Source organism: Dorea sp. AF36-15AT (assembly GCF_003477705.1).
Classification (GTDB): domain Bacteria; phylum Bacillota; class Clostridia; order Lachnospirales; family Lachnospiraceae; genus Claveliimonas; species Claveliimonas ammoniilytica.
The window spans coordinates 1-23,753 of sequence record NZ_QUDV01000003.1; the positions used below are offsets into that span (position 1 = coordinate 1).

At 40.0% G+C, this 23,753-nt stretch carries 30 protein-coding genes and 1 tRNA gene; 30 read left to right on the forward strand and 1 reads right to left on the reverse strand.

From position 1 onward, the window contains the following. The first annotated feature begins 63 nt into the window (after positions 1 to 63). From DWZ93_RS05865 to hydE, 30 genes are all read left to right on the forward strand, one after another. Positions 64 to 435, forward strand: a complete 372-nt coding sequence (locus tag DWZ93_RS05865; RefSeq protein WP_118452259.1) for a hypothetical protein — start codon at positions 64 to 66, stop codon at positions 433 to 435. A gap of 56 nt (positions 436 to 491) precedes the next feature. Continuing rightward, a complete protein-coding gene (locus DWZ93_RS05870; RefSeq protein WP_243061149.1) occupies positions 492 to 629 on the forward strand; it encodes a CD1375 family protein in 138 nt (45 codons plus the stop codon). Between the two features lie 115 nt (positions 630 to 744). After that, complete coding sequence (locus DWZ93_RS05875; protein WP_158574285.1) at positions 745 to 3,102, forward strand: hypothetical protein; 2,358 nt, start codon at positions 745 to 747, stop codon at positions 3,100 to 3,102. A 2-nt stretch (positions 3,103 to 3,104) separates the two neighbouring features. Beyond that, entirely contained in the window at positions 3,105 to 3,254 is a 150-nt protein-coding gene (locus tag DWZ93_RS14840) for a hypothetical protein (protein WP_199665902.1), read from the forward strand. Between the two features lie 98 nt (positions 3,255 to 3,352). Then, on the forward strand, positions 3,353 to 3,580 hold the full coding sequence (locus DWZ93_RS05880) for a hypothetical protein (RefSeq protein WP_118452262.1): 228 nt from the start codon (positions 3,353 to 3,355) through the stop codon (positions 3,578 to 3,580). Then, positions 3,580 to 3,786: a holin gene (locus DWZ93_RS05885; RefSeq protein ID WP_118452263.1), complete on the forward strand. Its 207-nt coding sequence runs from the start codon at positions 3,580 to 3,582 to the stop codon at positions 3,784 to 3,786. Before DWZ93_RS05880 ends, DWZ93_RS05885 begins: the two co-directional genes overlap by 1 nt. 70 nt (positions 3,787 to 3,856) lie before the next feature. Next, positions 3,857 to 4,669: a peptidoglycan-binding domain-containing protein gene (locus DWZ93_RS05890; protein WP_147364657.1), complete on the forward strand. Its 813-nt coding sequence runs from the start codon at positions 3,857 to 3,859 to the stop codon at positions 4,667 to 4,669. 147 nt (positions 4,670 to 4,816) lie between these two features. Further along, the gene (locus tag DWZ93_RS05895) at positions 4,817 to 5,293 is read left to right on the forward strand and encodes a hypothetical protein (RefSeq protein WP_118452265.1); all 477 of its coding nucleotides are present in this window, start codon (positions 4,817 to 4,819) and stop codon (positions 5,291 to 5,293) included. A gap of 10 nt (positions 5,294 to 5,303) precedes the next feature. Continuing rightward, positions 5,304 to 5,516 (forward strand): hypothetical protein, encoded by a 213-nt coding sequence (locus tag DWZ93_RS05900; protein ID WP_118452266.1) that lies wholly within the window; start codon positions 5,304 to 5,306, stop codon positions 5,514 to 5,516. A gap of 1 nt (position 5,517) precedes the next feature. Then, positions 5,518 to 6,012: a hypothetical protein gene (locus tag DWZ93_RS05905; protein WP_118452267.1), complete on the forward strand. Its 495-nt coding sequence runs from the start codon at positions 5,518 to 5,520 to the stop codon at positions 6,010 to 6,012. Beyond that, positions 5,994 to 6,314, forward strand: coding sequence for a hypothetical protein (locus DWZ93_RS05910; protein WP_118452268.1), 321 nt, complete (start codon positions 5,994 to 5,996; stop codon positions 6,312 to 6,314). Before DWZ93_RS05905 ends, DWZ93_RS05910 begins: the two co-directional genes overlap by 19 nt. Next, on the forward strand, positions 6,301 to 6,483 hold the full coding sequence (locus DWZ93_RS05915; RefSeq protein WP_118452269.1) for an AbrB/MazE/SpoVT family DNA-binding domain-containing protein: 183 nt from the start codon (positions 6,301 to 6,303) through the stop codon (positions 6,481 to 6,483). Before DWZ93_RS05910 ends, DWZ93_RS05915 begins: the two co-directional genes overlap by 14 nt. Positions 6,484 to 6,603: 120 nt before the next feature. Beyond that, positions 6,604 to 6,664 (forward strand) — tRNA-Ser (locus tag DWZ93_RS05920). Positions 6,665 to 6,797: 133 nt separating this feature from the next. Further along, on the forward strand, positions 6,798 to 8,741 hold the full coding sequence (locus DWZ93_RS05925; protein ID WP_118452270.1) for an acyltransferase family protein: 1,944 nt from the start codon (positions 6,798 to 6,800) through the stop codon (positions 8,739 to 8,741). Between the two features lie 72 nt (positions 8,742 to 8,813). Next, positions 8,814 to 9,959, forward strand: a complete 1,146-nt coding sequence (locus tag DWZ93_RS05930; RefSeq protein ID WP_118452271.1) for an AI-2E family transporter — start codon at positions 8,814 to 8,816, stop codon at positions 9,957 to 9,959. Positions 9,960 to 10,039: 80 nt separating this feature from the next. Beyond that, positions 10,040 to 10,570, forward strand: a complete 531-nt coding sequence (locus tag DWZ93_RS05935; RefSeq protein ID WP_118384277.1) for a TetR/AcrR family transcriptional regulator — start codon at positions 10,040 to 10,042, stop codon at positions 10,568 to 10,570. 157 nt (positions 10,571 to 10,727) lie between these two features. Beyond that, on the forward strand, positions 10,728 to 11,150 hold the full coding sequence (locus DWZ93_RS05940; RefSeq protein ID WP_118384276.1) for a hypothetical protein: 423 nt from the start codon (positions 10,728 to 10,730) through the stop codon (positions 11,148 to 11,150). 6 nt (positions 11,151 to 11,156) lie between these two features. After that, complete coding sequence (gene ftsH, locus DWZ93_RS05945; RefSeq protein ID WP_118452272.1) at positions 11,157 to 12,995, forward strand: ATP-dependent zinc metalloprotease FtsH; 1,839 nt, start codon at positions 11,157 to 11,159, stop codon at positions 12,993 to 12,995. Between the two features lie 40 nt (positions 12,996 to 13,035). Then, positions 13,036 to 13,623, forward strand: a complete 588-nt coding sequence (locus tag DWZ93_RS05950; protein ID WP_118384281.1) for a nucleoside recognition domain-containing protein — start codon at positions 13,036 to 13,038, stop codon at positions 13,621 to 13,623. 1 nt (position 13,624) lies between these two features. Beyond that, a complete protein-coding gene (locus DWZ93_RS05955; protein WP_118452273.1) occupies positions 13,625 to 14,149 on the forward strand; it encodes a spore maturation protein in 525 nt (174 codons plus the stop codon). A gap of 142 nt (positions 14,150 to 14,291) precedes the next feature. After that, complete coding sequence (locus DWZ93_RS05960; RefSeq protein ID WP_118384274.1) at positions 14,292 to 14,879, forward strand: HD domain-containing protein; 588 nt, start codon at positions 14,292 to 14,294, stop codon at positions 14,877 to 14,879. 32 nt (positions 14,880 to 14,911) lie between these two features. Then, positions 14,912 to 15,934: a DUF2804 domain-containing protein gene (locus DWZ93_RS05965; protein ID WP_118452274.1), complete on the forward strand. Its 1,023-nt coding sequence runs from the start codon at positions 14,912 to 14,914 to the stop codon at positions 15,932 to 15,934. 50 nt (positions 15,935 to 15,984) lie between these two features. After that, on the forward strand, positions 15,985 to 16,260 hold the full coding sequence (locus tag DWZ93_RS05970) for an acylphosphatase (RefSeq protein ID WP_118384271.1): 276 nt from the start codon (positions 15,985 to 15,987) through the stop codon (positions 16,258 to 16,260). A gap of 52 nt (positions 16,261 to 16,312) precedes the next feature. Beyond that, on the forward strand, positions 16,313 to 16,789 hold the full coding sequence (locus tag DWZ93_RS05975) for an HD domain-containing protein (protein ID WP_118452275.1): 477 nt from the start codon (positions 16,313 to 16,315) through the stop codon (positions 16,787 to 16,789). A gap of 94 nt (positions 16,790 to 16,883) precedes the next feature. Further along, complete coding sequence (locus tag DWZ93_RS05980) at positions 16,884 to 18,530, forward strand: SulP family inorganic anion transporter (RefSeq protein WP_118452276.1); 1,647 nt, start codon at positions 16,884 to 16,886, stop codon at positions 18,528 to 18,530. Between the two features lie 594 nt (positions 18,531 to 19,124). Continuing rightward, on the forward strand, positions 19,125 to 19,907 hold the full coding sequence (locus DWZ93_RS05985; RefSeq protein ID WP_118384269.1) for a Uma2 family endonuclease: 783 nt from the start codon (positions 19,125 to 19,127) through the stop codon (positions 19,905 to 19,907). A gap of 19 nt (positions 19,908 to 19,926) precedes the next feature. After that, positions 19,927 to 20,055 (forward strand): YgjP-like metallopeptidase domain-containing protein, encoded by a 129-nt coding sequence (locus DWZ93_RS15225; RefSeq protein ID WP_118384268.1) that lies wholly within the window; start codon positions 19,927 to 19,929, stop codon positions 20,053 to 20,055. Next, the gene (locus DWZ93_RS05995) at positions 20,036 to 20,737 is read left to right on the forward strand and encodes an HAD family hydrolase (RefSeq protein WP_118452277.1); all 702 of its coding nucleotides are present in this window, start codon (positions 20,036 to 20,038) and stop codon (positions 20,735 to 20,737) included. The genes DWZ93_RS15225 and DWZ93_RS05995 overlap by 20 nt, the downstream gene beginning before the upstream one ends. Continuing rightward, entirely contained in the window at positions 20,734 to 21,969 is a 1,236-nt protein-coding gene (locus DWZ93_RS06000; RefSeq protein WP_118384266.1) for an MFS transporter, read from the forward strand. The genes DWZ93_RS05995 and DWZ93_RS06000 overlap by 4 nt, the downstream gene beginning before the upstream one ends. Positions 21,970 to 22,417: 448 nt before the next feature. Next, positions 22,418 to 23,458 (forward strand): [FeFe] hydrogenase H-cluster radical SAM maturase HydE, encoded by a 1,041-nt coding sequence (hydE, locus tag DWZ93_RS06005; protein ID WP_118452431.1) that lies wholly within the window; start codon positions 22,418 to 22,420, stop codon positions 23,456 to 23,458. A 133-nt stretch (positions 23,459 to 23,591) separates the two neighbouring features. On the opposite strand, the gene DWZ93_RS15080 is transcribed toward hydE, so the two are convergent. Next, positions 23,592 to 23,720 carry a hypothetical protein gene (locus DWZ93_RS15080; protein ID WP_278337076.1) on the reverse strand — a complete coding sequence of 43 codons (129 nt, stop codon included), beginning with the start codon at positions 23,718 to 23,720 and terminating at the stop codon, positions 23,592 to 23,594. Between the last annotated feature and the right edge of the window lie 33 nt (positions 23,721 to 23,753).

The following is a 23,753-nucleotide window of genomic DNA, read 5'->3' on the forward strand; positions in this document are numbered from 1 at the left end:
TGCGCGGTACATTTTATCTGCAATCTTGCCATTTAATTAAGAACCACTCCGGAAAGGAGTGATATGAAACTCGTATTTAATGATGCCACAGAACTGGTTATCCAGTCTGCGGACATTCAGTCAGATGGAGGGCTTCTGATCAAGACTATCTCAGCATCAGAGGAAAATTTGAAAACCATGTTTTCTGATCAGACCAAGACAAAAAAGATGGTTGTGAAAGAGCGTGAGTCCACACTGGGAGAGTATGAGAATTACACCAACATGGATGCCATTGTGAAGTACACAGCCGGCATTACTGGCGTGATTCTTTATAAGGTTGGTGAGACACCGGCAGAAAAGATAGAAGCCCTTACGGCAGAGAATGCTGAGCTGAAAAAGACTGTTGACATGCTTCAGGGATGCATTCTTGAAATGTCCGAGCTGGTATATCAGTAATGGTAACTTTATTAACAAATTTATTCATATTATTACAAAATTCAGGAGGTAAAGAAATGATTGCAATGTTATGGGCACAGCAGATTATATTAGAAAAGAAGACCTACGCACAGGTACCGAGACTCTTAAAGGATAAGGTAAAAGAGGTTCTGATTGATTCGGGAATGGAAGAACTTGTAACAGAGGAGCAGTAGTATGGACAATATCGTATCTGTAAAATTAGATTCCAGATACGCATCCACGCTGGGGGTATGGCAGTATGATTACGGTCAGGTGCTCCGGATCACAGGTCCGGAGCTTCCACCGGCAGTGGAAGTGCAGTTTTCGCTGGATGAGAAATCAGGAGAGACATTATCCAGAGTCGGCACGACGGTGGATGGAGTTACAGAGGCAAAGATCCCGGACGAATTACTGACACACAGTGCGACAAGTAATTACCGGATCTATGCTTATATCTATCTGACAGATGAGACTTCTGGAAATACAAAGTATGAGATCACAATCCCGGTTAGAGTGCGAAGTAAACCAACCTCTCCAGCGGAAGATCCAGAGACGGATCCAGACCTTTTCCGGGAGACAGTCGTAGCGGTCAATGCATCGGCCGAACGAGCTGAGAATGCTGCAAGCTCTGCGACGGAAAGCGCAGCATCGGCAGAAGAGACGCTTATAGAGATCAAGCGTGTGACAGATGGTATTTCGGAAAATATCGAGAATGCCAACACAATGAAGTCTGAGCTCTCTGATATGATCAACAGTGCAGGGATCGAGAAGAAAGAGCTGGAATCATCAATTGGAAAAGCCGGAGAAGCAAAGACACAGTTAGACAATTCTATCAGTTCGGACGGAGAACAGAAGTCAACACTAGACACTACAATAGAACAGGCGAACACCATAGATGCATCGTTGAAAGATCAGATAGGTAGTGCTGAGCAGATACAAGAAAATATTGAGCAGATTAGAAAGAATAAAGATGACATTAGTTTGCTAAATGAAGATTTAGAGGAAGTCAAGGACAAGAAAATCACCAAATTTTACGCATCGAATCAGGGCGAAACTCATCTTGCCGATTCTGACAATGGCAAGATTCAAGATATGATAATATATGGGAGGTCAAGCCAATTTACAACTACTGGTAAGAATTTATTGAAATATCCGTATATAGAAACAACTAAAACGTCTCAAGGCATAATGTTCACGGATAATAAGGATGGAAGCATTAATGTTAGTGGATCTGCCACAGGGATGGCTTATTACAATTTATATTCGAATCGTGACGGCAAACGTTTAACACTTGCAAGTGGAACGTATAAGCTAGTTACAAAAGGGAGAAGAGGGTGTGATGTAGTTGTGAACAATGGTGTAACTTCTGCAAAAAACGAAGGAACATTCACGATCACAGAAGGGCACAATGAAATCTATTGTTATATTGCAATACAGGAAGGTTTAACAGTAGATGAAACAATCTATCCTATGATTCAATTAGCATCTAGTATAGATGAATCTTACGAGCCTTATACTGGTGGAAAGCCATCCCCGAACCCAGATTATCCGCAGGAAATAAAAAGAGTGGTGAATCCGACTATGAAGGTGTGTGGAAAAAATTTATGGGATAATTTTAAAACATTATCATTAGGAAACGTCGAACAAAAAAATGGAACATATATAGCAACAGCAGATAATATGCAAGTAGACATAACAATGAAATCTGTTGGCGCTAGACCGTTGCTTTTAAAAGCGAATAATGCTTATACATTTTCATTAAAAACCACAGTTAGTATTTCAAGTCCTAAATTTGTATGCTTAAGATACACGAATGGTGAAAGCAATAACATTATTTTTACAAACAAGAATTTTGTTAATTTTGTTCCCAAAAGAGATGTAGAAAAGGTAGGCTTTATTTTATATGAAAGCGTTGCAGGAGATAAAGTATATGATGTCCAGTTGGAAATGGGTTCAGAAGCTACATATTATGAACCATACACCGAGCAATCCGTCCAGCTCCCCTACACTCTCAACGCCATCCCAGTAGCATCTGGCGGCAATGTAACGATTAACGGTCAGCAGTATATTGCGGATAGAGTTGTGGAAAAAGACGGTGTATTTGGCATCGAAAGAAATATTCGAGAAATCCATACGAATACAAAAACTATGAATAACAGCGAGGAGTATCCTGGATGGAAAAATGTAGAAGGCATATCTGATGTTACATATTACAATGTGGATCCCGTAGGAGACTCCAGAAAACTTACTTTGATATCTAATTTTACACGGGCTACTTTTTTGCAAAATAATAAAGGAACAAATAATATCTTGTACTATATAAAGCATATTATTGGTTATTCACAATCTGAATTAATTGCTAAAGCCATAGATGTAGATATGTATATCAGATTGCAAGATGCTATATTTGAGCCTCTTCCGGGGGATATACAAGCTAAATTGCGAACCCTTGTCACCAACTACCCAGTAACCAACATCTCCGTCACATCCGACCAGTTAGACGGATATACAGTATTTAACTACCCGATTAGCATGGCTAATGGATGGAATTATGTAAAACAGCAGTTAGGAGACACTAGAGACTACATCTACGACATGGATATACAATCAGCAGAAGCCTATGTGAACAGTGAGTACGCAGTAGCACTTACAGAATTGGAGGTATGATTATGTTATACAAGACACTGAAAAAATTAAAGGAAAGAAACGGTCTGACAGAAGATCTGAAGAATAAGATTGACATTTTCTTCGCCACGGGCAGGATTACTGAGGAGCAGTACAATGAGTTGATGGATATTGGCAATAAAGAAATTCGCTAAACGGGGCTTTAGTGAACTAGCAGAGGTGAATACATGGAGATACGAGCAAGACCTTCGGGTCTTATTTTTATACAGAAAATTAGGAAAGGAACAAATATATGGCACCAGAAGTAGCAGTTGCTATCTGCTCACTCATCGGAACATTGGTCGGCAGCCTGGCCGGAATCATGACGGCCAACAAACTGACCACATACCGGATTGAGCAGTTAGAGGAAAAAGTAAAGAAACATAACAACCTTGTGGAACGTATGGTAGTAGTAGAACAGTCTACGAAATCAGCGCATCATAGGCTGGACGAATTGTTTGAAGAAAGAGAGGGACATTAATGAAAGATTGGAAGAAATGGGCAAAATGCGCCGGTATCAGAGCCGTGAAGACAGTAGCGCAGACAGCAGTTGCAACGATTGGCACAGCGACAGTGCTTAACCAGGTGGATGCGAAGCTTGTGGTATCAGCGTCAGTGCTGGCAGGAATCCTGTCACTGCTGACCAGTGTAGCTACTGGATTGCCGGAGTGTAGTGAGGGCGAGTAATCGCTTGCTTATAATGAAAATGATTGAGCCTGGAGAGATCCGGGCTCTTTTTGTATGGAAAGGAGAAAATATGAGTCTAATATCAAATAGTGGTCATGATGAGAATGGCGGTTATCGCGGGGGAAAAGCTGGGGATCAGATCGGCACAGAATGGTATCTGAGATCCTGGTATGACAGACCGTGGAATTGCGTGATCAGACATCCGAATTCGAAGGTCAGAGAACTGATTGCAGAGCTTGCCGTGAAAGCGGCGAAGAATGACAAAATCGGGTATGACCAAGATGAAAGAGTTACATACTGGTCGCAGCTCCAGAAGGTCGGATATGATCCATCTAAGATAACCGTACCATGTGAGGAAGACTGCTCAGCTGGAGTGATGGCGAATGTCAAGGCAGTAGGATATCTCTTAGGTATTGAAGCGCTGAAGAATGTACCAATCACAAGCACCTGGTACATGAGAGATACTCTGAAGAATGCTGGATTTGAAATTCTAACAGCATCAAAGTATCTAAAGAGCCCAGACTATCTGAAACGTGGTGACATTCTGCTGAATGATGCGAAGCACACAGCAACTAACGTAGAAGATGGAAAGTACGCAGGAGAATTAACTGGCACATCAAGCGGAACAGGAGGGAAAATAACCGTGAATGCAAGTATGCCTATATTAAAGAAAGGAATGACTGGATCAGCAGTGCGAGTATGGCAGCAGATCCTGTGCGCCGCCGGATATAACACCGCAGTAGATAGTTCATTTGGAGATGATACAGAAGAAAAGACAGAAAAATTAGAAAAAGCAAAAGGAATCACGAAAGATCCGAATCAAGTAGGACCGGCAGCGTGGAAAGCTGGACTGGAAATTCTCACAGCGAAGAAAACATTCTAAAAACCATTGAGAGCGAATGGAATATATATAATTTTGCAAGGGGCGAGAAATCGCCCCTTTTTTATTGCAAAAAACTAAAAAACTGTTGACTATTGGACACCAATAGCATATAATAAAATCATCAAAGGAAAGCAGGAGGACAAAGCAATGAAATATAGTGTAGAGTTTAGCTGTGGACATACAGAAGAAGTACAGATTTACGGAAAAGCAGAGGAGCGAGAAAGAAAGATTAGATACTTTGGAAAAAGTGGGCTTTGCCATGAATGCTATAAAAAGAAAATGAATGAAGAAAACGCAGAGAACTGCGAAGAAGTCGTAATGAGTTACAGAGAGTATAAAGAGAATTACGCAGGCTGCAAAACAAAGGCAGGAAGCTACGACAAGACAGAGAAAACGATCGTTGTATACGTGCCAAAAAAAGAAGAAAAAGAAGAAGACGCAAAAGAGATTTGCCAGAAAGCGTTAGAAGCAATTGTAAAAAGCAAAAATAAAACAGCTGAAGAAGTAACACCTGCAGACGTTTACGATGAGCTTGTAGAAAAAGGGTATGATATCCGGAGATTGAAAGATATGCCAGATAATATAAGGAACGATATTATTGAAAGAAAAGAGCACTGGTCATAAGGAGGGCGCGATGGAAGACAAGAAATATTATGTAGAAAATAGCCATGGAGTTAAAATTGATATGGACATAGCAATGTCGCTGATGGATGATGAATTGAGAGAGTATGTGGCTTATCAGCTTAGTTTGTCGTCAGATCAAGAGTTCTTTGATGTTTACGCGGAAGAACACAAAAAAAGATTCGGGGAGGAATGGGAACTTACAAAGAAGTCCCCATGTTATTAATATGATAAAAAAATGCGTGGTGTGCGGAACGGAATTTAAATGTCCTCCAAGTGCCAAAAAAGTGACATGCTCAAAAGAATGTAGCAGAATCCGAAAGAAAGAAACTCACGAAGGGAAGAAGAATTTATGGAGCGAAGAGAGCAAAAGAAGGATTGCGGAACGAGGAAAAACAGAAAACCTTAAGCTTGGAACGAAGGCTGCAAAGAAAAGCCTAAAAAGTGGAAGGTTTGAAACGAATGTCAATGCAATAGATTGGCATTTGATTTCTCCAGAAGGAGCAGAATATAAATTCCATTCGCTGAATTTTTGGCTCAGAGAAAATTGCCGTGATTTGTTTGGATGCGAACCAGACAGCCGGGAATTTAACAATGTTAGATCTGGATTATCTGGAGCCAAGAGAGCGATGAAGGGCGGAACTTACGGAAGTACAACGTACAAAGGATGGAAGTGTCTACCATGTGAAGAGGAGGAAAAGAAATGTACACAAAAGAAATAGCACAATTATGCGGAGAGGCTTACTACGAAGTACTTAAAATCCTTAACGGAGCTAAGGGAGATGTTTATTCAGATGCGTCTTACAGATTTCCGTTCCGGTGCTTGATGTTGCTCTATCCAAGAGCTATAAAAATCGGAGCAACTAAAACACTGGATGAAAAAATGGGAGAGCTGATGAATCTTATATCTCCAGACGACATTAAAGATCTGATGGAAAAACCGATCCAACAGAGCATGATATTATATTACGAAATCGGAAGAAATAAACACCTGGAAAAGAGGAAAGCCAATGAGAGAGATTGAAAGGAATATCATGTTTGGGAAAGCTGGTGGAAACGCAAGCAAGAACGCATATACTTGCCGGATATCCCTTCCAGCAGACGCTATTAAAACATTAGGAGTAACACCGGAAGACAGAACTGTCACGTTGGAGATTCTGGATGGGGCTGTGCTTATTAAAAAGAAAGCATAGACTGCAAAAAAAGAAGAAATGGCAGCAGTTGACAACGACACCAGAAATATGGTAAGATTCAACATGTCTCATTTGTGTCTCAGATGGGACCTTAGAAACGGTGCGAATTCAATAAATAGAGGGCGTTTGGATAATTTGACTTTTAATCAAGTTGTCCGGGGTTCGAATCCCCGCACGCTCATGAGGGATGAGAGAGGCGTAGACTGCTATATTCGATAGGGTTTACGCCTTTTCTATATGTTACAGGATATGAAGTGTGTTATAATAAAAAATGAGAGTTAAAAGCATTATAAAATACTAAAGAGGAACAAGGAATGGGAAATAAAACTAAATATATCAAAGGGTTAGATGGATTACGTGCATTAGCTGTAGTTATGGTGTTGGCATATCATTTAAAACTTCCAATTGCCAAGAGCGGTTTATTAGGAGTGACTGTTTTTTTTGTACTGTCAGGTTTTTTAATAACAAGAATATTAATTACAGAGATTGAGGAAACACATACAATTGATCTGAAGAATTTCTGGGTTAGAAGAATCCGTAGATTAATTCCGGCAGTCTTGTCAATGGCAGTAGTAATTATATTCGTAAGTGCAGTAGTTAACAGAGTCGTTTTTACAAAAGGATGTAAAGATTTTGTTGCTTCTGTTCTAGGATTCAATAACTGGTGGCAGATATTTAATAAGGTATCTTATTTTGAAGCAGCAGGAGCACCGTCTCCATTTACGCATTGTTGGTCACTCGCAATAGAGACACAGTTTTATTTGATTTATCCTATATTACTTTTGCTACTCTCCAGAGTGTTTAGAAAAAGAAAAAAAAGAGGTAAAGTATTTGCTAGTTTATCAGCGCTATTAGCGGTTGTGTCAATGATTTTGATGGCTGTATTGTATAATCCGAATGGAGATCCTAGCCGAGTCTACTATGGAACAGATACAAGGGCATTTGCACTTCTGATTGGAGCATTAGCTGCTATTCAGCTGGAATATCGTATTATTAAAGTAAGATTACCAAGAAAGATATGGGCATTAATAGGAAGCATATCATTGGTTATTCTTACATGTATGATGATATTTATTAGTTCCTACAGCAGCTTCTTATATTATGGAGGTCAGGCAATTGTATCTTTACTTGTAGCATTTGTTGTGTATGCAGTAACTGTGAGCAAAAGTATGCTAAACAAGATTCTTGGTCATAATGCATTGAAATGGATAGGAGATCGTTCTTATAGTATATACTTGTGGCATTATCCAATTATTATTTTGATCAGCGGCGGTAAGAAGTCTGCCTGGTGGATTATGCTGATTGAGATTGTGCTGAGTGTTGTTTTGGCAGAATTATCTTATCGATTTATTGAGACACCTATTCGTCATGGAATTATCGGTGAATATATTGATATTATCAATAGTGAGCCGACTAATAAAAGAGAACGCAAAAGACAGATCCAGGTCGCAAGAAGAAGTATGAAAGTAATGTCATTTGCAATAATAGTTGGAGCGACTTTAATTTTGTGTATGATATTTGTACCAAAGAAGTCGACTCTAGACGCGGTAGCTAAAAGAGAGAAAAAGGCAAATGAAACGAGTGAGTTAACGCAGAAAAAGCTTGAAGAACAAAAGAAAGCATCGAAGGATAAAAATAGAGAAGATTCGAAGAGCGAAATGACAGATGAAGAATTATTGGATAGTTTGAATATTCTGTTAATTGGCGATTCTATTACTTTAGATGTTACGGACTACTTCTACAAAGTACTTCCTAATAGTATCAGTGATACTGAAATCGGACGATCTACGTTAACAGGCTGTGATATATATCAGAATTATATTGATAGTAATAGATGGGATGGAGATGGAGTAATCTTTGCATTAGGTACAAATGGACCAATGTATGATACGCTCGCGACAATGAGAGAAAAAGCAGGCGATAAACCACTTTTTCTGATTACGATTCATGCCCCTACTGAAGATTACGAGAGTGAAAACAATCAAGAAATAAGAGATTTTGTAGAAAATAATGATAATACATATTTGATAGACTGGTATACAGCAAGTCTTGATCATCCTGAATATTTTGATTTAGATGATATGCATTTAGTTCCGACAGGAGCAGAAGCATATGCTAACTGTATTAAAGAATCGGTACTGAGTGTATTTAGAGAAAGAGAAGAAAGTTCAAATAAAAAGAAATCTGACGACAACTCAACAGATGAAAAATCCAGCTCCAGCAAAAAATCTATGAAATCTGAAGATAATGAAGAATAATTAAGAATGATATCGGCAAGAATATAACTGTTATGTAATAGTTACTCTTGCCGATATTTTTTGGAGGATTTTATGAATTTGGAAAAGGATATTGTCCGGGAAATTAAAAAGTTAATTGTATTTACAGCGATAATATTCTTATGTATATGGAAATATGAAGTTGTATTTCAGAGTATTCATTGGATACTTGATGTGATCACGCCATTTCTTATAGGGGGAGCGATTGCATTTATAATAGGCATTCCTGTAAGTTACATAGAGAAAAAATTATTAAAGAAGAAAAGAAAATGGATAGAAAAATCTGCAAGATTCATTAGTATAGTGATTGTGATTACATGTGTGTTGGTTGCTATTAATATATTTTTACTTTTTCTGTTACCGGAACTGGGAAGTGCAATATTGCATTTGGAAGATAGTATGCGGTTTTTCTTGAGTGGAGTGGAGAAGAAGAGCAAAGCTTTTTTTGATGGAAATGAGGAAATATTACGTTATATTGACAAAATGGAATTTGATTGGAATAGACTGACTAAGATTGGAATCGAGATGCTTGGCGATAGAACAGGTCAGATAATTGGATCAGCGGCAGAGGTGATTCATAGAATTGCTCAAGGCATTACAACATTTTTTATTGCATTTGTGTTCGGATGTTATATCTTATGGCAGAGAGAAAGACTGTCTATACAAGGAAAAAAGGTACTGTATGCATTGATTCCAGAAGGAAAAGCAGATGCTGTGATTGAAGTTCTGGAGCTGAGTGGGCATACATTTGCAGGATTCCTTACCGGACAATGTATGGAGGCATTGATACTTGGCTGCATGTTTGGAGTCGCACTGTTAGTATTTCAAATGCCGTATGCGTTATTGATCAGTGCAGTAATAGCAGTCACAGCATTAGTTCCGGTATTTGGTGCATTTGCAGGATGTGCAATAGGGATGATATTGATATTTATTGAGAGTCCGTCAAAAGTGCTTTTGTTTTTAATCATTTTTCTGGTTTTACAGCAGATTGAAGGAAACTTGATTTATCCGAAGGTAGTAGGTAATTCGGTCGGATTACCTTCTATATGGGTACTGGTTGCTGTAACGACTGGAGGACGATTAATGGGTATAATTGGAATGTTAATATTTATTCCGATTGCTTCTGTGAGTTATGCACTTTTTCGGGAGGTGATATATTTATTACTTAAAAAGAGAGATGTAGATGTAGAAAAAATATAAAAGTGTTAAAGTTGCGAAAACGGTATCCTATATGCTATCCTAATATAATAATTGACGGAAAAGAAAGGACAGAGGATGCCATGGAAAAGGATATGAAGAAGCAGATTGCGGAAGCGTCTAGAGAACTGTTATTTGAAGATCAAGTAAAGAAACTGACGGTTAAAGCAATTGTGGATAAATGTAAGATTACCAGACAGGCATTTTATTACCATTTTGAGGATATCCCGGATTTACTTAAATGGATACTGGATCAGGCATCCTCTCAGTTAGAAAAGGAGATATTTGAACAGGAGGATGAAGAAAAAGTATTAAAGAGGTGTTTCCTTATAGCTCTCGAAAGCAAGCCGTATATGGATAAGACTATGCAAACGAATTATGGACAGGAATTAGAAAAAATGCTCCGGGATCATATTTATCATCTGTCTATGAGAATTGTGGAAAAAAAGAACCTGTATCAAGACTGTTCTTATCGGGATCTGAAGCTTGTAGTAAGATATCACTGTGAAGCTATAACCGGAATATTGAGAAACTGGACAGACGAGGATTCAGAGAATCTTGATCATATTGTACATGAAATTAATCTGCTTATGGGAGGTAAAATTATTCCATAATCGTATATTTAATATAAAATAATGAATTGATATTTATCAGAGACCGCCAGAGTGTTTTACACTTTGGCGGTTTTGTCTATACAAGGGAAAAATAGTGGTAATTGAAATGGAAAAGAGAAATTATTAAGATGTGTAATAGAAAGAAGGGGAGAAATGTATGAATGATGTTATCAATCCGGTAAAGCTAAAAGAATTAGAAGATAAAGTAGATCAATTTCATCATTATATGGTTTGCTATAAAAATGCTGATCAGAACGAGTTGAAGGAGCAGTTAGATTCTCTGAATAAAGTTATATTAGAAGAAGATCAACAGTTAAAGCAGAAACTTCATTACAGTAAATCAGAAGTAGCATTTCGTATAGGAATGGCATATGAGGAAGTAGAGAACATTATCAGAGATCTTAAGAAGGACTTGAAGAGAATGTCAGAAGCCAGCTCATTGGATGAATTTGATGCTGAGAAAGCAGCACTTCTGGCAGAATATATGATGGATTTTGCAATGCAGACGTCAGATTATGCGTTACTTTCCGTGATGAAAGCAAATGATGCGCAGTTGCGTTTGGAAGAAAAGGAGGCATAGAATAATATGAAAGAAGTAAAATCACCAAAGAAGCCGTTGATATATTATTATGGAATTGTATTAATAGTCATAGTGTTGTTTAATCTGTTTGTGACACCAATCATACAGAAACATCAGGTGACAGAAGTCGATTATGGCAAATTCATGGCTATGATCGAGGATAAGAGTATCGAAGCGGTAGAGGTAGAAGATTCCCAGATTATATTTACGGACAAGGATACGAAAAAAATATATAAGACGGGTACGATGAACGATCCGGGACTTACCGAAAGGTTATACAAATCAGGAGCAAAATTTGAGAAGAATATTGAGCAGACAATGTCACCAATGACTAATTTTCTGGTAACAGGATTATTACCGTTAGTAATATTTATCGCATTGGGACAGTATTTTAGCAGAAAGATTCAAAAACAGATGGGCGGTAAAAATGCTATGGCATTTGGTATGGGTAAAAGTAATGCAAAGATTTATGTACCGTCTACGGAAGGCATTCATTTCAGTGATGTAGCAGGTGAAGATGAGGCGAAGGAAAGTCTGGCTGAGATCGTCGATTATCTGCATGATCCGAAGAAATATTCAGAAGTTGGAGCATCTATGCCAAAAGGAGTTCTCCTTGTAGGTCCTCCGGGAACCGGTAAAACAATGTTAGCAAAAGCTGTTGCCGGTGAAGCGAATGTACCATTTTTTTCTATGTCAGGATCCGAATTTGTAGAGATGTTTGTCGGAATGGGTGCATCTAAAGTGAGAGACTTGTTCAGCCAGGCAAAAGAAAAGGCTCCTTGTATCGTATTTATCGATGAGATTGATGCGATTGGTAAAAAGAGAGATGGACAGATTGGCGGCAATGATGAGAGGGAGCAGACATTGAATCAGCTTCTTACAGAGATGGATGGCTTTGAAGGAAATAACGGAGTCATTATCCTCGCAGCAACGAACCGTCCGGAATCTCTTGACCCGGCACTTACAAGGCCAGGAAGATTTGACCGGAGAGTGCCGGTAGAACTGCCGGATCTGAAGGGAAGAGAAGAAATTCTTAAAGTACATGCCAAGAAAATTAAGATTGCGGAGGATGTGGATTTTCATACAATTGCCAGAATGGCAGCTGGAGCTTCCGGCGCAGAGCTTGCAAATATTGTAAATGAGGCTGCTCTGCGTGCAGTAAGAAATAATCGAAAATTTGTAACAGAAGCAGATCTGGAAGAAAGTATAGAAGTAGTTATTGCCGGATATCAGAAAAAGAATGCGGTACTTTCTACCAAAGAAAAGCTGGTAGTTGCTTATCATGAAATTGGTCATGCATTGGTAGCAGCAAAGCAGACAAATTCTGCTCCGGTGCAGAAGATTACAATTATTCCAAGGACATCCGGTGCACTTGGATATACGATGCAGGTGGAACAGGGCGATAAATATCTGATGACAAAAGAAGAGATTGAGAATAAGATTGCTACATTTACCGGAGGACGTGCAGCTGAAGAAATTATTTTCGGACAGATTACCACAGGAGCATCCAATGATATAGAGCAGGCAACCAAACTTGCCAGGGCGATGATTACGAGATACGGAATGAGTGAAGACTTTGATATGGTTGCTATGGAGACTGTTAACAACCAATATCTGGGCGGAGATGCGTCTCTTGCATGTTCTGCCGATACCCAGAAAGAGATTGACCGGATGGTTGTAGAATTGGTTAAAAAAGAGCATGAAAAGGCAAAGGATATTCTAACAGAGAATCGGAAAAAACTGGATGAACTTGCACAGTTTCTGTATGAAAAAGAGACCATAACCGGTGATGAATTTATGACTATTTTGAATAAAGTTGAAGAGAATAGTTATAATCTGCTTTGACGGACATATATATGAAGCAATGAACAAAACTGGTGATGAGATGCTGAATATATTATGGTCGAGCATGATTATAGCCGGAATATTGTACAGTGTGGTTACCGGAAATGTATCTGATATTTCCAATGCTGCACTTGATTCATCAAAGGAGGCTGTTACTCTATGCATTACGATGCTTGGAGTAATGGCCTTTTGGTGTGGACTGATGCAGATTGCAGAAGACGCCGGACTGGTAGAAAAAATGTCCGGGAAAATGCAACCGGTGATACATTTTCTGTTTCCGCAGTTACCGAAAAATCATCCGGCCAATAAACATATTACGACTAATATTATTGCCAATATACTGGGACTTGGATGGGCAGCTACACCGGCGGGACTTCAGGCAATGGAGGAACTGGCGAAGCTCGAAGAGAGCAGAAGGAGCCTGAAAGGCATTGCAAGTAATGAAATGTGTAACTTCCTGATCTTAAATATTTCATCACTTCAGTTGATACCGGTAAATGTAATTGCATATAGAAGCCAGTATGGAAGTGTGAATCCGGCATCGATTGTAGGGGCGGGGATTATTGCTACCAGTATCAGTACTTTGGCGGGGATTGTTTATTTTAAAATTATGGACAGGAAGCGGTAATATGAGACTTTTTTTATTTTGTTCAGATATGATTATTCCGGTTATTATTCTGGGAATTGTGTGCTATGGAGTGACCCAACATGTGGATGTATATGAAAGCTTTATTAAGGGTGCAAACAGCGGATTTCAGACCGTAATAAAAATCATGCCGACAATGCTGGCTCTGATGATAGCGGTAGGCATTCTGAGGGCGTCAGGACTTCTGGAAGCGATAGGTATGCGGATTGGAAGTATGACGGATCATATTGGATTTCCTGGGGAATTAGTACCGCTTACGGTGGTGAAGATGTTCTCATCATCAGCGGCAACAGGTCTGTTACTGGATTTGTATAAAGAGTATGGAACAGATTCAAGAATTGGACTTATTGCATCCATCAGTATGGCGTGTACGGAGACAATATTTTATACGATGAGCGTGTATTTTATGACTGCAAAAGTAAGAAAAAGCAGGTATACACTACCGGGAGCATTGATTGCTACATTTGCCGGAATTGCAGCCAGTGTGGTGCTTGCCGGGATGTTTTAAGAGAAATGAAGAAGAAAAGTTCGCAGATCGCATCGTAATTTTATCCGGCAGAATGGGTTGCACCAACCGTCTGAAAAGGGTACAATCTGCAGTATAAGAACCTGTATAAAATACGGGAAAATGCAGAAAGAGGGTGTCCAAAATGGACAGAATGAAACAACAGATTGCTTTTTTAATGGAGATTGATAAAGTGAAAAATATCTTCCGACAGACATATCTTGCAGATGGAAAGAGAAAGGAGAATGATGCAGAGCATTCCTGGCATTTGGCAATTGCTGCATTTCTTCTGAAAGAATATGTGGCAGAGGATGTGGATGTGATGAAAGTTATGATCATGGTACTGATCCATGATCTGGTAGAAATCGATGCGGGTGATACGTATGCATACGATGCAGAGGGCGCAAAGACTAAACGTGCGAGAGAAGTGGCAGCAGCGGACCGGATCTTTGGTATGCTTCCGGAAGATCAGGGTGGTTATTTCAGAGAACTGTGGGATGAGTTTGAAGCATATGAAAGTGATGATGCCAAGTTTGCGCATTTGCTTGATAATTTCCAGCCTCTGCTTTTGAATCATGAGAGCAATGGGAAGAGTTGGACAGAGCATCATGTAAAGAAATCTCAGATTTATAAAAGAAACGAAAAAATTAAAGAGACGTCTCCAGAAGTCTGGGAATGGATGAAGCAAATTGTGGAAGAACATATTGCGCTGGGACATGTTATTGATGAATAATATGATGATATAAATTGGAAAGGGTGAGTTAGATGAGAAACCATGAAGTGGTTACAAAGCAGCCGTTACTTAAGGAAGATGGATCGCTTAGAGAGCCTGGCTGGTCAAAAAGTCTGGTGCAGACATATGACCGTAAACAGATCAAAGCTCCCCGTATGAGGATCAAGGAATGGGATTATTATCTGGTACTAAATGAAGACTTTGCGGGTGCATTTACCTTGTCAGATGACGGATATATTGGTCTGCAGTCCGTGTCTTTGCTGAATTTTAAAGAAGGATGGGAACATACAGAGACGATTCTCAATGCATTTCCAATGGGGAAAATGCAGATGCCTTCGGATTCCAGGCAGGGCGACATAGTCTATCGGGATAAGCGTTTGCATATGGAATATACGCTGGAAGAAGGACAGAGACGTATCCGATGTAAATTCGATAATTTCTATCAGGGTAAGACCTTCCGTTGTGATATTACGCTAGTTCAGCCTAAGATGGATACAATGGTAATTGCGACACCATGGAAGGAAAAGAAAACAGCATTTTATTATAATCAGAAGATCAATTGTATGCCGGCAAAAGGTAAGATGGAATATGATGGAAAAATATATCGATTTGATCCGAGTACTGATTTTGGAACTTTGGATTGGGGACGCGGTGTATGGACTTATGATAATCGCTGGTACTGGGGTTCCGGCAATCAGATGATAGATGGAAAGCCATTTGGTTTTAATATAGGATATGGATTTGGAGACACTACAGCAGCATCGGAAAATATGCTTTTTTATGATGGAAAATGTCACAAACTGGACGATGTAACATTCCATATTCCGGATGGAGATTATATGAAACCGTGGAAGTTTACATCGAGTGATGGTAGATTCGAGATGAATTTTGAACCGGTTCTTGACCGTGCGGCGAGGACAAATGCACTGATTATAGAATCGGATCAGCATCAGGTATTTGGACGCATGAATGGTAAAGCAGTGTTGGATGATGGTACTGTGATCGAAGTCAAAGACATGATGTGTTTTGCAGAAGATGTGCATAACCGTTATTAAATCGACTGCAAATGATGATAAGTATACAGTAAAAAAGAAAAGGGGTACTGATGGGAGAAATACGAAAAAGAATCACATTTCACGGAAGGGTACAGGGCGTAGGGTTCCGCTATACGGCCAGGCTGGCAGCAGGATCTCTTGGTCTTACCGGATGGGCGAAGAATGAGTATGATGGCACAGTTACTATGGAAGTGCAGGGAAGCGAGGGAATGATCAACAAACTGCTTGTGAGGCTAAATACTGATCATTTTATCCGGATCGAATGGATGGACAGTGAGGAGATACCGATTCGGGAAGATGAAAAAGGATTTCAGATCAAATATTAGAAAAAGTATTAGAGATAATACTGATTAAATGATCCAGGGGGAGTGGATAAAGATGGATCAAAAAGAGTTTAGAGAGTTCTATCGAACAATCCAGGATGTGGCAGAGCATCCGGTTGTACTTCGGATGAAGAAGTATCCGCATCATGGCGATACCTCTTGCTATAAGCATTGTATGCGGGTAGCATATTTTAATTATATTATCTGCAAGAAATTGCATCTGGATGCAAAATCGGCGGCAAGAGCCGGGATGCTGCATGATCTGTTCTTATATGACTGGCATACGCATGCCAGAGAGACCGGTGAGCGATTGCATGGATTTACCCATGCTGAGAAGGCATATAAGAATGCAGGAAAGATATTCCGTCTGAACCGTGTGGAGCGAGATGTGATCCGAAATCATATGTGGCCGGTGACACTCAGGAGTGTGCCAAGAACAAGAGAAGGGTGGATGATCGTACTGACGGATAAGTACAGTGGCTTGTTAGAAACGTTGGATCGGAGAAAGAAAAATAAGAAAAATTGTATATAAAGGAGAACATGATTCATTTTAGTTTCATCCTATGTTATACTTTGAAAGTTGTTGTATTTTAAAAGTATGAGAAAAAGAGAGGAAACACTTACAAATGAATTCATTGAAACCAATGTTGCTGACTTCGCTGAAAACATATGACCGGGGTCAGTTTGTAAAAGATGTGACGGCGGGAATCATCGTTGCAATCATTGCACTTCCGTTGTCTATTGCGTTGGCACTTGCATCCGGAGTAGGACCGGAGGCCGGAATTTTCACTGCTATCGTAGCGGGATTTGTTATTTCCGTACTTGGCGGAAGCAGTGTGCAGATTGCAGGACCGACGGCTGCATTCGCAACGATTGTTGCAGGTATTGTAGCGAAAGATGGATTAGACGGACTTGTGATATCAACCATTCTGGCAGGTGTCTTTCTGATTCTGATGGGAATCTGTCATTTTGGAAGCTTGATTAAATTTATTCCATATACAATCACGACAGGGTTTACTTCGGGAATTGCTGTTACGATTGTTATTGGTCAGCTGAAAGATTTCTTTGGTGTTGTTTATCCGGATGGCGTAAAGCCGATTGAGACTACCGAGAAGCTGAAAGCATTTGTAGAAAATATCGCAACAATTAATACAGATGCGGTAATTGTAGGAGTAGTGAGTCTGGTCATTCTAATCATTTCACCGATGATATTTCAGAAAATTCCGGGATCGCTTTTAGCGGTTATTGCAGGAATCTTAATGGTAAAATGTCTGCCGCTTCAGGTGGCGACAATCGGTAATCTTTATACGATCAGTAATGCACTGCCATCATTCCATCTACCGGCAGTAAACCTGCAGATTGTACAGAATGCGCTGCCAAATGCATTTACGATAGCGGTTCTTGCGGCGATTGAATCGCTTTTGTCCTGTGTAGTAGCGGATGGAATGATTAATGGAAAGCATCGTTCTGATATGGAGCTTGTGGCACAGGGAGCCGGTAATATCGCATCTGCATTATTTGGCGGAATTCCGGCTACGGGAGCAATTGCAAGAACAGCAGCGAATATCAAAAACGGTGGGCGAACACCGATTGCCGGAATGGTACATTCAATTACACTGGTCATTGTACTGGTGGTGCTGATGCCATTTGCGGGAATGATTCCGATGCCGACGATTGCAGCAATTCTTTTTATTGTTGCCTATAATATGTGTCAGTGGCGAACATTTGTCCATCTGATCAAGACAGCTCCGAAGAGTGATATTATCGTATTGATCAGTACGTTTGTATTGACTGTGATTTTTGATCTGGTAGTTGCGATTGAGATTGGTATGGTGCTTGCCTGTCTGCTGTTTATCAAACGGATGAGCGAGGAAACGCATGCTGAAAGCTGGACATACGTAGATGATGACACGCAGGATGTGGATGAACAGCTTCGAAAACTTCCGTTACAGATCCGTGTTTATGAGATTACGGGACCATTATTCTTCGGTGCGGCTGATGCAATTGAGCATATTGTGGTAAAAGATTTTACTACTTGTTTGGTACTTCGTATGAGAAGTGTTCCGGCAATTGACAGTACGGCAATGAATGCGTTGCAGGATCTGATCTGCGTATGTGAATCGAAGGGAATTACAGTGGTGTTCTCACATGTAAATGAGCAGCCAATGAAAGTAATGCAGAAAACAGGCTTTGTAGAACTCGTGGGTGAAGAGAATTTCTGTCCGAATATATCGGCGGCACTGAAACGAGCGGAAGAGATTATAGAAAATTAGGATACATTAAAACAGCGAAAACCCGCTAACCATAGGGCTAACGGGTTTCGTTTTTTAAAAAGTTACTAAAGGAATGAGAGTAAAGCATAACACTGTTAAATACTGATTACAGTGTACTACTTTGTGAGGTTAGATAGTTGTCTGTCCTCAACTATCTGACATTAAGTATAATGAGAAAATGTGACAGAAGTGTGTTCAGTTTGTGAAAGAAATAGAAACTTTCTATTCAAATAGTTCAAATTTTGAAAATGAAAAATCCCTCGCAGTGGCTGGCTGCGAGGGATTTTCGGTTACTATAGTTATCTAAAAGGAATGAGAGTAAAGTGCAACACTGTATGGTCTGGTACAGTGTTCAACTTCTATGAGGGTGATAGTTAACTGTTCTTTAACTATCTGTTTTACAGTATAGAGAAGAAATATGACAGGAGTATGTTATTTCTCTAAAAGAATCGGAAAATTTCTTAAGAAGTTCTTGCGAAAATAAAAAGGTGATTTAATAGATATATCGAAATATCTACCGTAGATAAAATAATAAACAATAACTATTGACATAATTAATTTACAGAAATAAAATAGATACAAGGAGGGAACGGTATGGATATTAAGGAACTGAATGAAAAGAGATTATTAAAGAAGATGTCTTATGAAGATATTGCAGAATTTACCGGTATAAAACAAGAGGATGTGAAGGCAATATTATTGGAACAAACGAAAGAGTATTCCTACGAGGGATTACTGGCAATGGAACAGGCTATTTTATCAGGAGATCGAATGCCGTTTGCTTATAATGCAATTGAACACAGACCTGTGATGATCCGGGAGGAGCCTTATCGATATTATGCAAGAGAATATACGGAGGAAGATTGGAAACGTATATCGGAGCATACCAGAGCGGAACTGATTCATGGTAGATTATATATGATGGGACAGCCTAGTCGCATGCATCAGTGGATTGTTTCAGAACTTATGTATTTGATAAAAGATTATATCAGAAAGCATAAAGGAAAATGTAAGGTATATAGTGCACCTTTTGGTGTGCGGTTATTTCAGGATGATTCTGTAATTGTGGAACCAGATATTTCTATGATATGCAGAGAAGATATTTTGACGGATAAAGGATGTGAAGGCGCACCGGATTGGGTAATAGAGGTTGTATCTGTGAGCAATTCAAGTTATGATTATAACACGAAACTTGAACAGTATCAGAAAGCAGGAGTAAGAGAGTGCTGGATCATAGATCCATTTCGTCGCACTGTATTGATGTGGCTTCGGGATTGCTCGGAGAAAAATGGCTATTATAGTTACGATAAGAAGGTGGAGGCTTGGTGTCTAGATGGATTCCACGTGCGGATGGCTGAGATAGAAGAGACATTTTGATGACAGATTATAGAGACATATGAACCATTCGACTGTATTTTGGCAGGAGGTGGAGAAGTATTATCCGGAGTATAAGAAATGCAGGAAAGCATTACAGATGTATCAGCTGGTAAGAGGAGAAAAGGATAATGAAAGCAATAGTATTTGATGTGGATGACACAATATATGACCAACAGGTGGTATTTGACCAGGCTTGCAGGGATGTATTTGGAGAATTAAAAGGTGTGTCGCTGGTAGATTTATTTAAGGCGAACCGTTATTATAGTGATGAGAGTTTTGACGCCATGGGGCGGGGTGAAATGACAAAAGAAGAAATGTACATTTACCGCATTAAGCGTGCCATGGAGGAGTTTCATTTACCGATTACGGATGAGCAGGCGGTAAGATATCAGGAACGCTATGTATACTATGGTACCCAGATTACGGTATCGGATCAGATGCGGCAGATATTGGAATACTGTGGTGAGCGGATGAAGCTTGGCATTATTACCAATGGACCGTCGGCGCATCAGTGGAGAAAGATAAAGACGCTGAATCTGGAACGATGGGTGAATCCAGAGTATATATTTGTATCCGGTGATGTGGGCGTCAACAAACCAGAACGCGGAATCTTTGAACATGCAATGAAAAAGATGAGGATGCAGAATCCGGAGGATATTGTATATGTAGGGGATTCTTATGAAAAGGATATTTTGGGAGCAACCGGCGCAGGCTGGAATGCTATCTGGTTAGAGCGGAGAGGACGTGAAGTGCCAGAGGATATTCCAGAACACACGTCGATTGCCAGAAGTGAAGAAGATTTATTTCAATTAATCAGGAAAATGTCATGAATATCAATATCATATCACAATACAAAGGTCTGAGAAGAGAGAATTACATATTATGTTTTGGCCGTTTGGTTACGGCGATGGGCGCGATGGTCCGGCCGATGCTGACGATGATACTGAGTCAGAAGCTTGGTATGAATGCGGTGCAGGTCGCATGGGTAACAGCGCTTATGGGTATTTTATCGATTCCGGCGAATTTGATCGGAGGTAAAATGGCAGACCGTTTCAGTAAGAAAATGAATATCGTCTATCTGGATATTGTATCGGTGGTCTGTTATATTATCTGCGGCTTGATACCGCTTAGCGGTAAATCCATTGTGCTGATGTTTATCGCATCTACCTGTCAGAATATGGAAAATCCTTCATATAATTCGCTGACGGCAGACATTACGCTGACGGAGGATCGAGAGAGAGGATATTCGTTGCAGTATTTGATGGGCAACCTGGGAGGCGTTATGGCTTCGGCAGTTGCAGGATTTATGTTCCGTAATTATCTGTGGCTGGCGTTTCTACTCAGTGGAATATCCATTGGGATTTCATCAGTTTTGATTTTTCTATTTGTGCAGAATATTACACCAGTAAAAGACATTAGCCAGAAGGCGGTCTATCAGGCAGATCGCCATGGAGAGAGTCTGTGGACGATCCTGCGGGAAAACAGGCTGATTCTGTTGTATATCCTGACAGCCAGCGGTTACGGCGCAATGTATCAGATGTATAATTATCTGGTGCCAATGGATCTGGTGCGGCTGCATGGAGATACCGGAGCAGTGATCTATGGAACAGTTACCAGTGTGAACTGCATTATCGTGGTTATATTTACACCGATATTTACCAAGTTATTACATAGATTTTCAGAGCCTGTTAAGACGATGTATGGATATTTGATGATGCTGTTTGGATATGGAATTTTTCTTGTATTTGCCGGTCATATATCGTTTTATTATGTGGCAATGATCGTGATGACATGGGGCGAGGTATCTAATATGCTGGCAGAGAGTCCGTATCTGACCAGACGTATGCCAGCCAGCCACAGAGGGCGTGTGCATGGTCTGATGGAAGTGACAAGGATTGGTGTAATGAGTGGATATCAGATGTTGATCGGAGTGATCTATAAGAATTCTACGCCGACATTTACCTGGATCATAGTGCTTATGACAGGCGCATTGTTCCTGGGATTAACAGGGATTCTGGCGGTAAAGGATAAGAGAAGATATAAGAATTTGTATCGAGTCTAATTATATAACGTAAAACCCCTTCACAGTGGCTGGCTGTGAAGGGGTTTCTTGTCGTTATAGTTATCTAAAAGGAATGAGAGTAAAGTGTGCACTGTAATCGGTCTACAGTGTTAACTTTATGAGGGAGATAGTTGTTGGTCTTTCAACTATCTGTCTTATAGTATATAGATGAAATATGACAGAAATATGTTCTTTATCTAAAAGAAAAAGAAAATTTCTTAAGAAGTTCTTGCGAAAACATAAATAAAACCTTGTTTTATCATATTTCAATACTGTTTCGGTTCGGAAATCATCTAATTACTGAATCCGGACATACTCTGGTACAGGATCATATTCCAGGTACAGTCATTCTGATCATTATCGGACATGTGTTTAGTCTATCCCAAAAATGTGATGAGAATGTGATTGATGTTTGACCATTTTCTGAATGATGTATAGAATAGATAATATGAATATTGCAGAAAAATTTATCAACACACATGAATTGACAAAGGAAGAATATGTAGAATTGATCCGGCTGGCAGAGTCAGATGTGCAGGTCCGAGAGCAGCTAAAGGAGGAAGCAGTTCGGCTTCAAAAAAAATATTATGGCACAGATGTTTATACCCGTGGATTGATTGAATTTACCAATTATTGCAGGAATAACTGCTATTATTGCGGAATTAGAAATGGTAACAGAAATGCACAGCGCTATCGTTTGACGAAAGAGGAGATACTTGACTGCTGTGCCAATGGATATGAACTGGGATTTCGGACATTTGTGCTGCAGGGCGGCGAGGATCCGTATTATACAGATGAAAAACTGGCGGAGATTGTCCGGGAGATACGGGTGTTGTATCCGGAGTGTGCGATCACATTGTCTGTAGGAGAACATTCGAAAGAAACATACCGATTGTGGAAAGAAGCGGGAGCGGACAGATACCTGCTCCGACATGAGACAGCCAGTGATGAATTATATCAGAAGTTACATCCGACGGAAATGAAATTATCGGAACGCAAACAATGTCTTTATGATCTGAAAGAACTTGGATATCAGGTGGGCGCCGGATTTATGGTAGGTGCACCGGGGCAACAGATTCCAGATCTGGCAGAGGATCTGGTTTTCTTAAAAGAACTGGAGCCTCATATGGTAGGAATCGGACCATTTATTCCGCATCACGACACCAGATATGCAGAAGAAAAAGCCGGAAGTGTAGAGCGGACGTTACTATTATTATCCATTATCCGGATATTGCTTCCGGGAGTATTGCTTCCTGCGACAACGGCACTGGGAACAATGGATCCGCTGGGACGTGAAAAAGGATTGCAGGCGGGAGCAAATGTTGTAATGCCGAATCTGTCTCCGGTGAAGAACCGAAAGCAGTATGAACTGTATGACAATAAGATCTGTACGGGTGAAGAGGCTGCGGAATGCAGAGGATGTCTGTCCAGAAGAGTAGCAAGTGTCGGTTATCAGCTGGTCAGCGACCGCGGAGATTCACGGATGTAATGCGTGGAAATATTGGATAGAGTAAAGAAGAAGTATAGTTCCAATATACGGTAAGATATGTTATATTAAAAATGTCGGGGGAGTGGCGGCAGGTCCACCCTCCCCTTGATGTCCCAAGGCTGAGCGATCAGCCTTATTCTGATTGCGGATAAGTTAGTCCAAGAATCTTCATTAAATTCTGATAAGCTTCTAGTTCAGATTTACCTTCGGTATATTGTTGATTTAAAAATCTTTGCATTTCAAGTACTGTCATTTCTTCCATAATAACTCCTTTCTTCGCCTGCCTCGAATATTA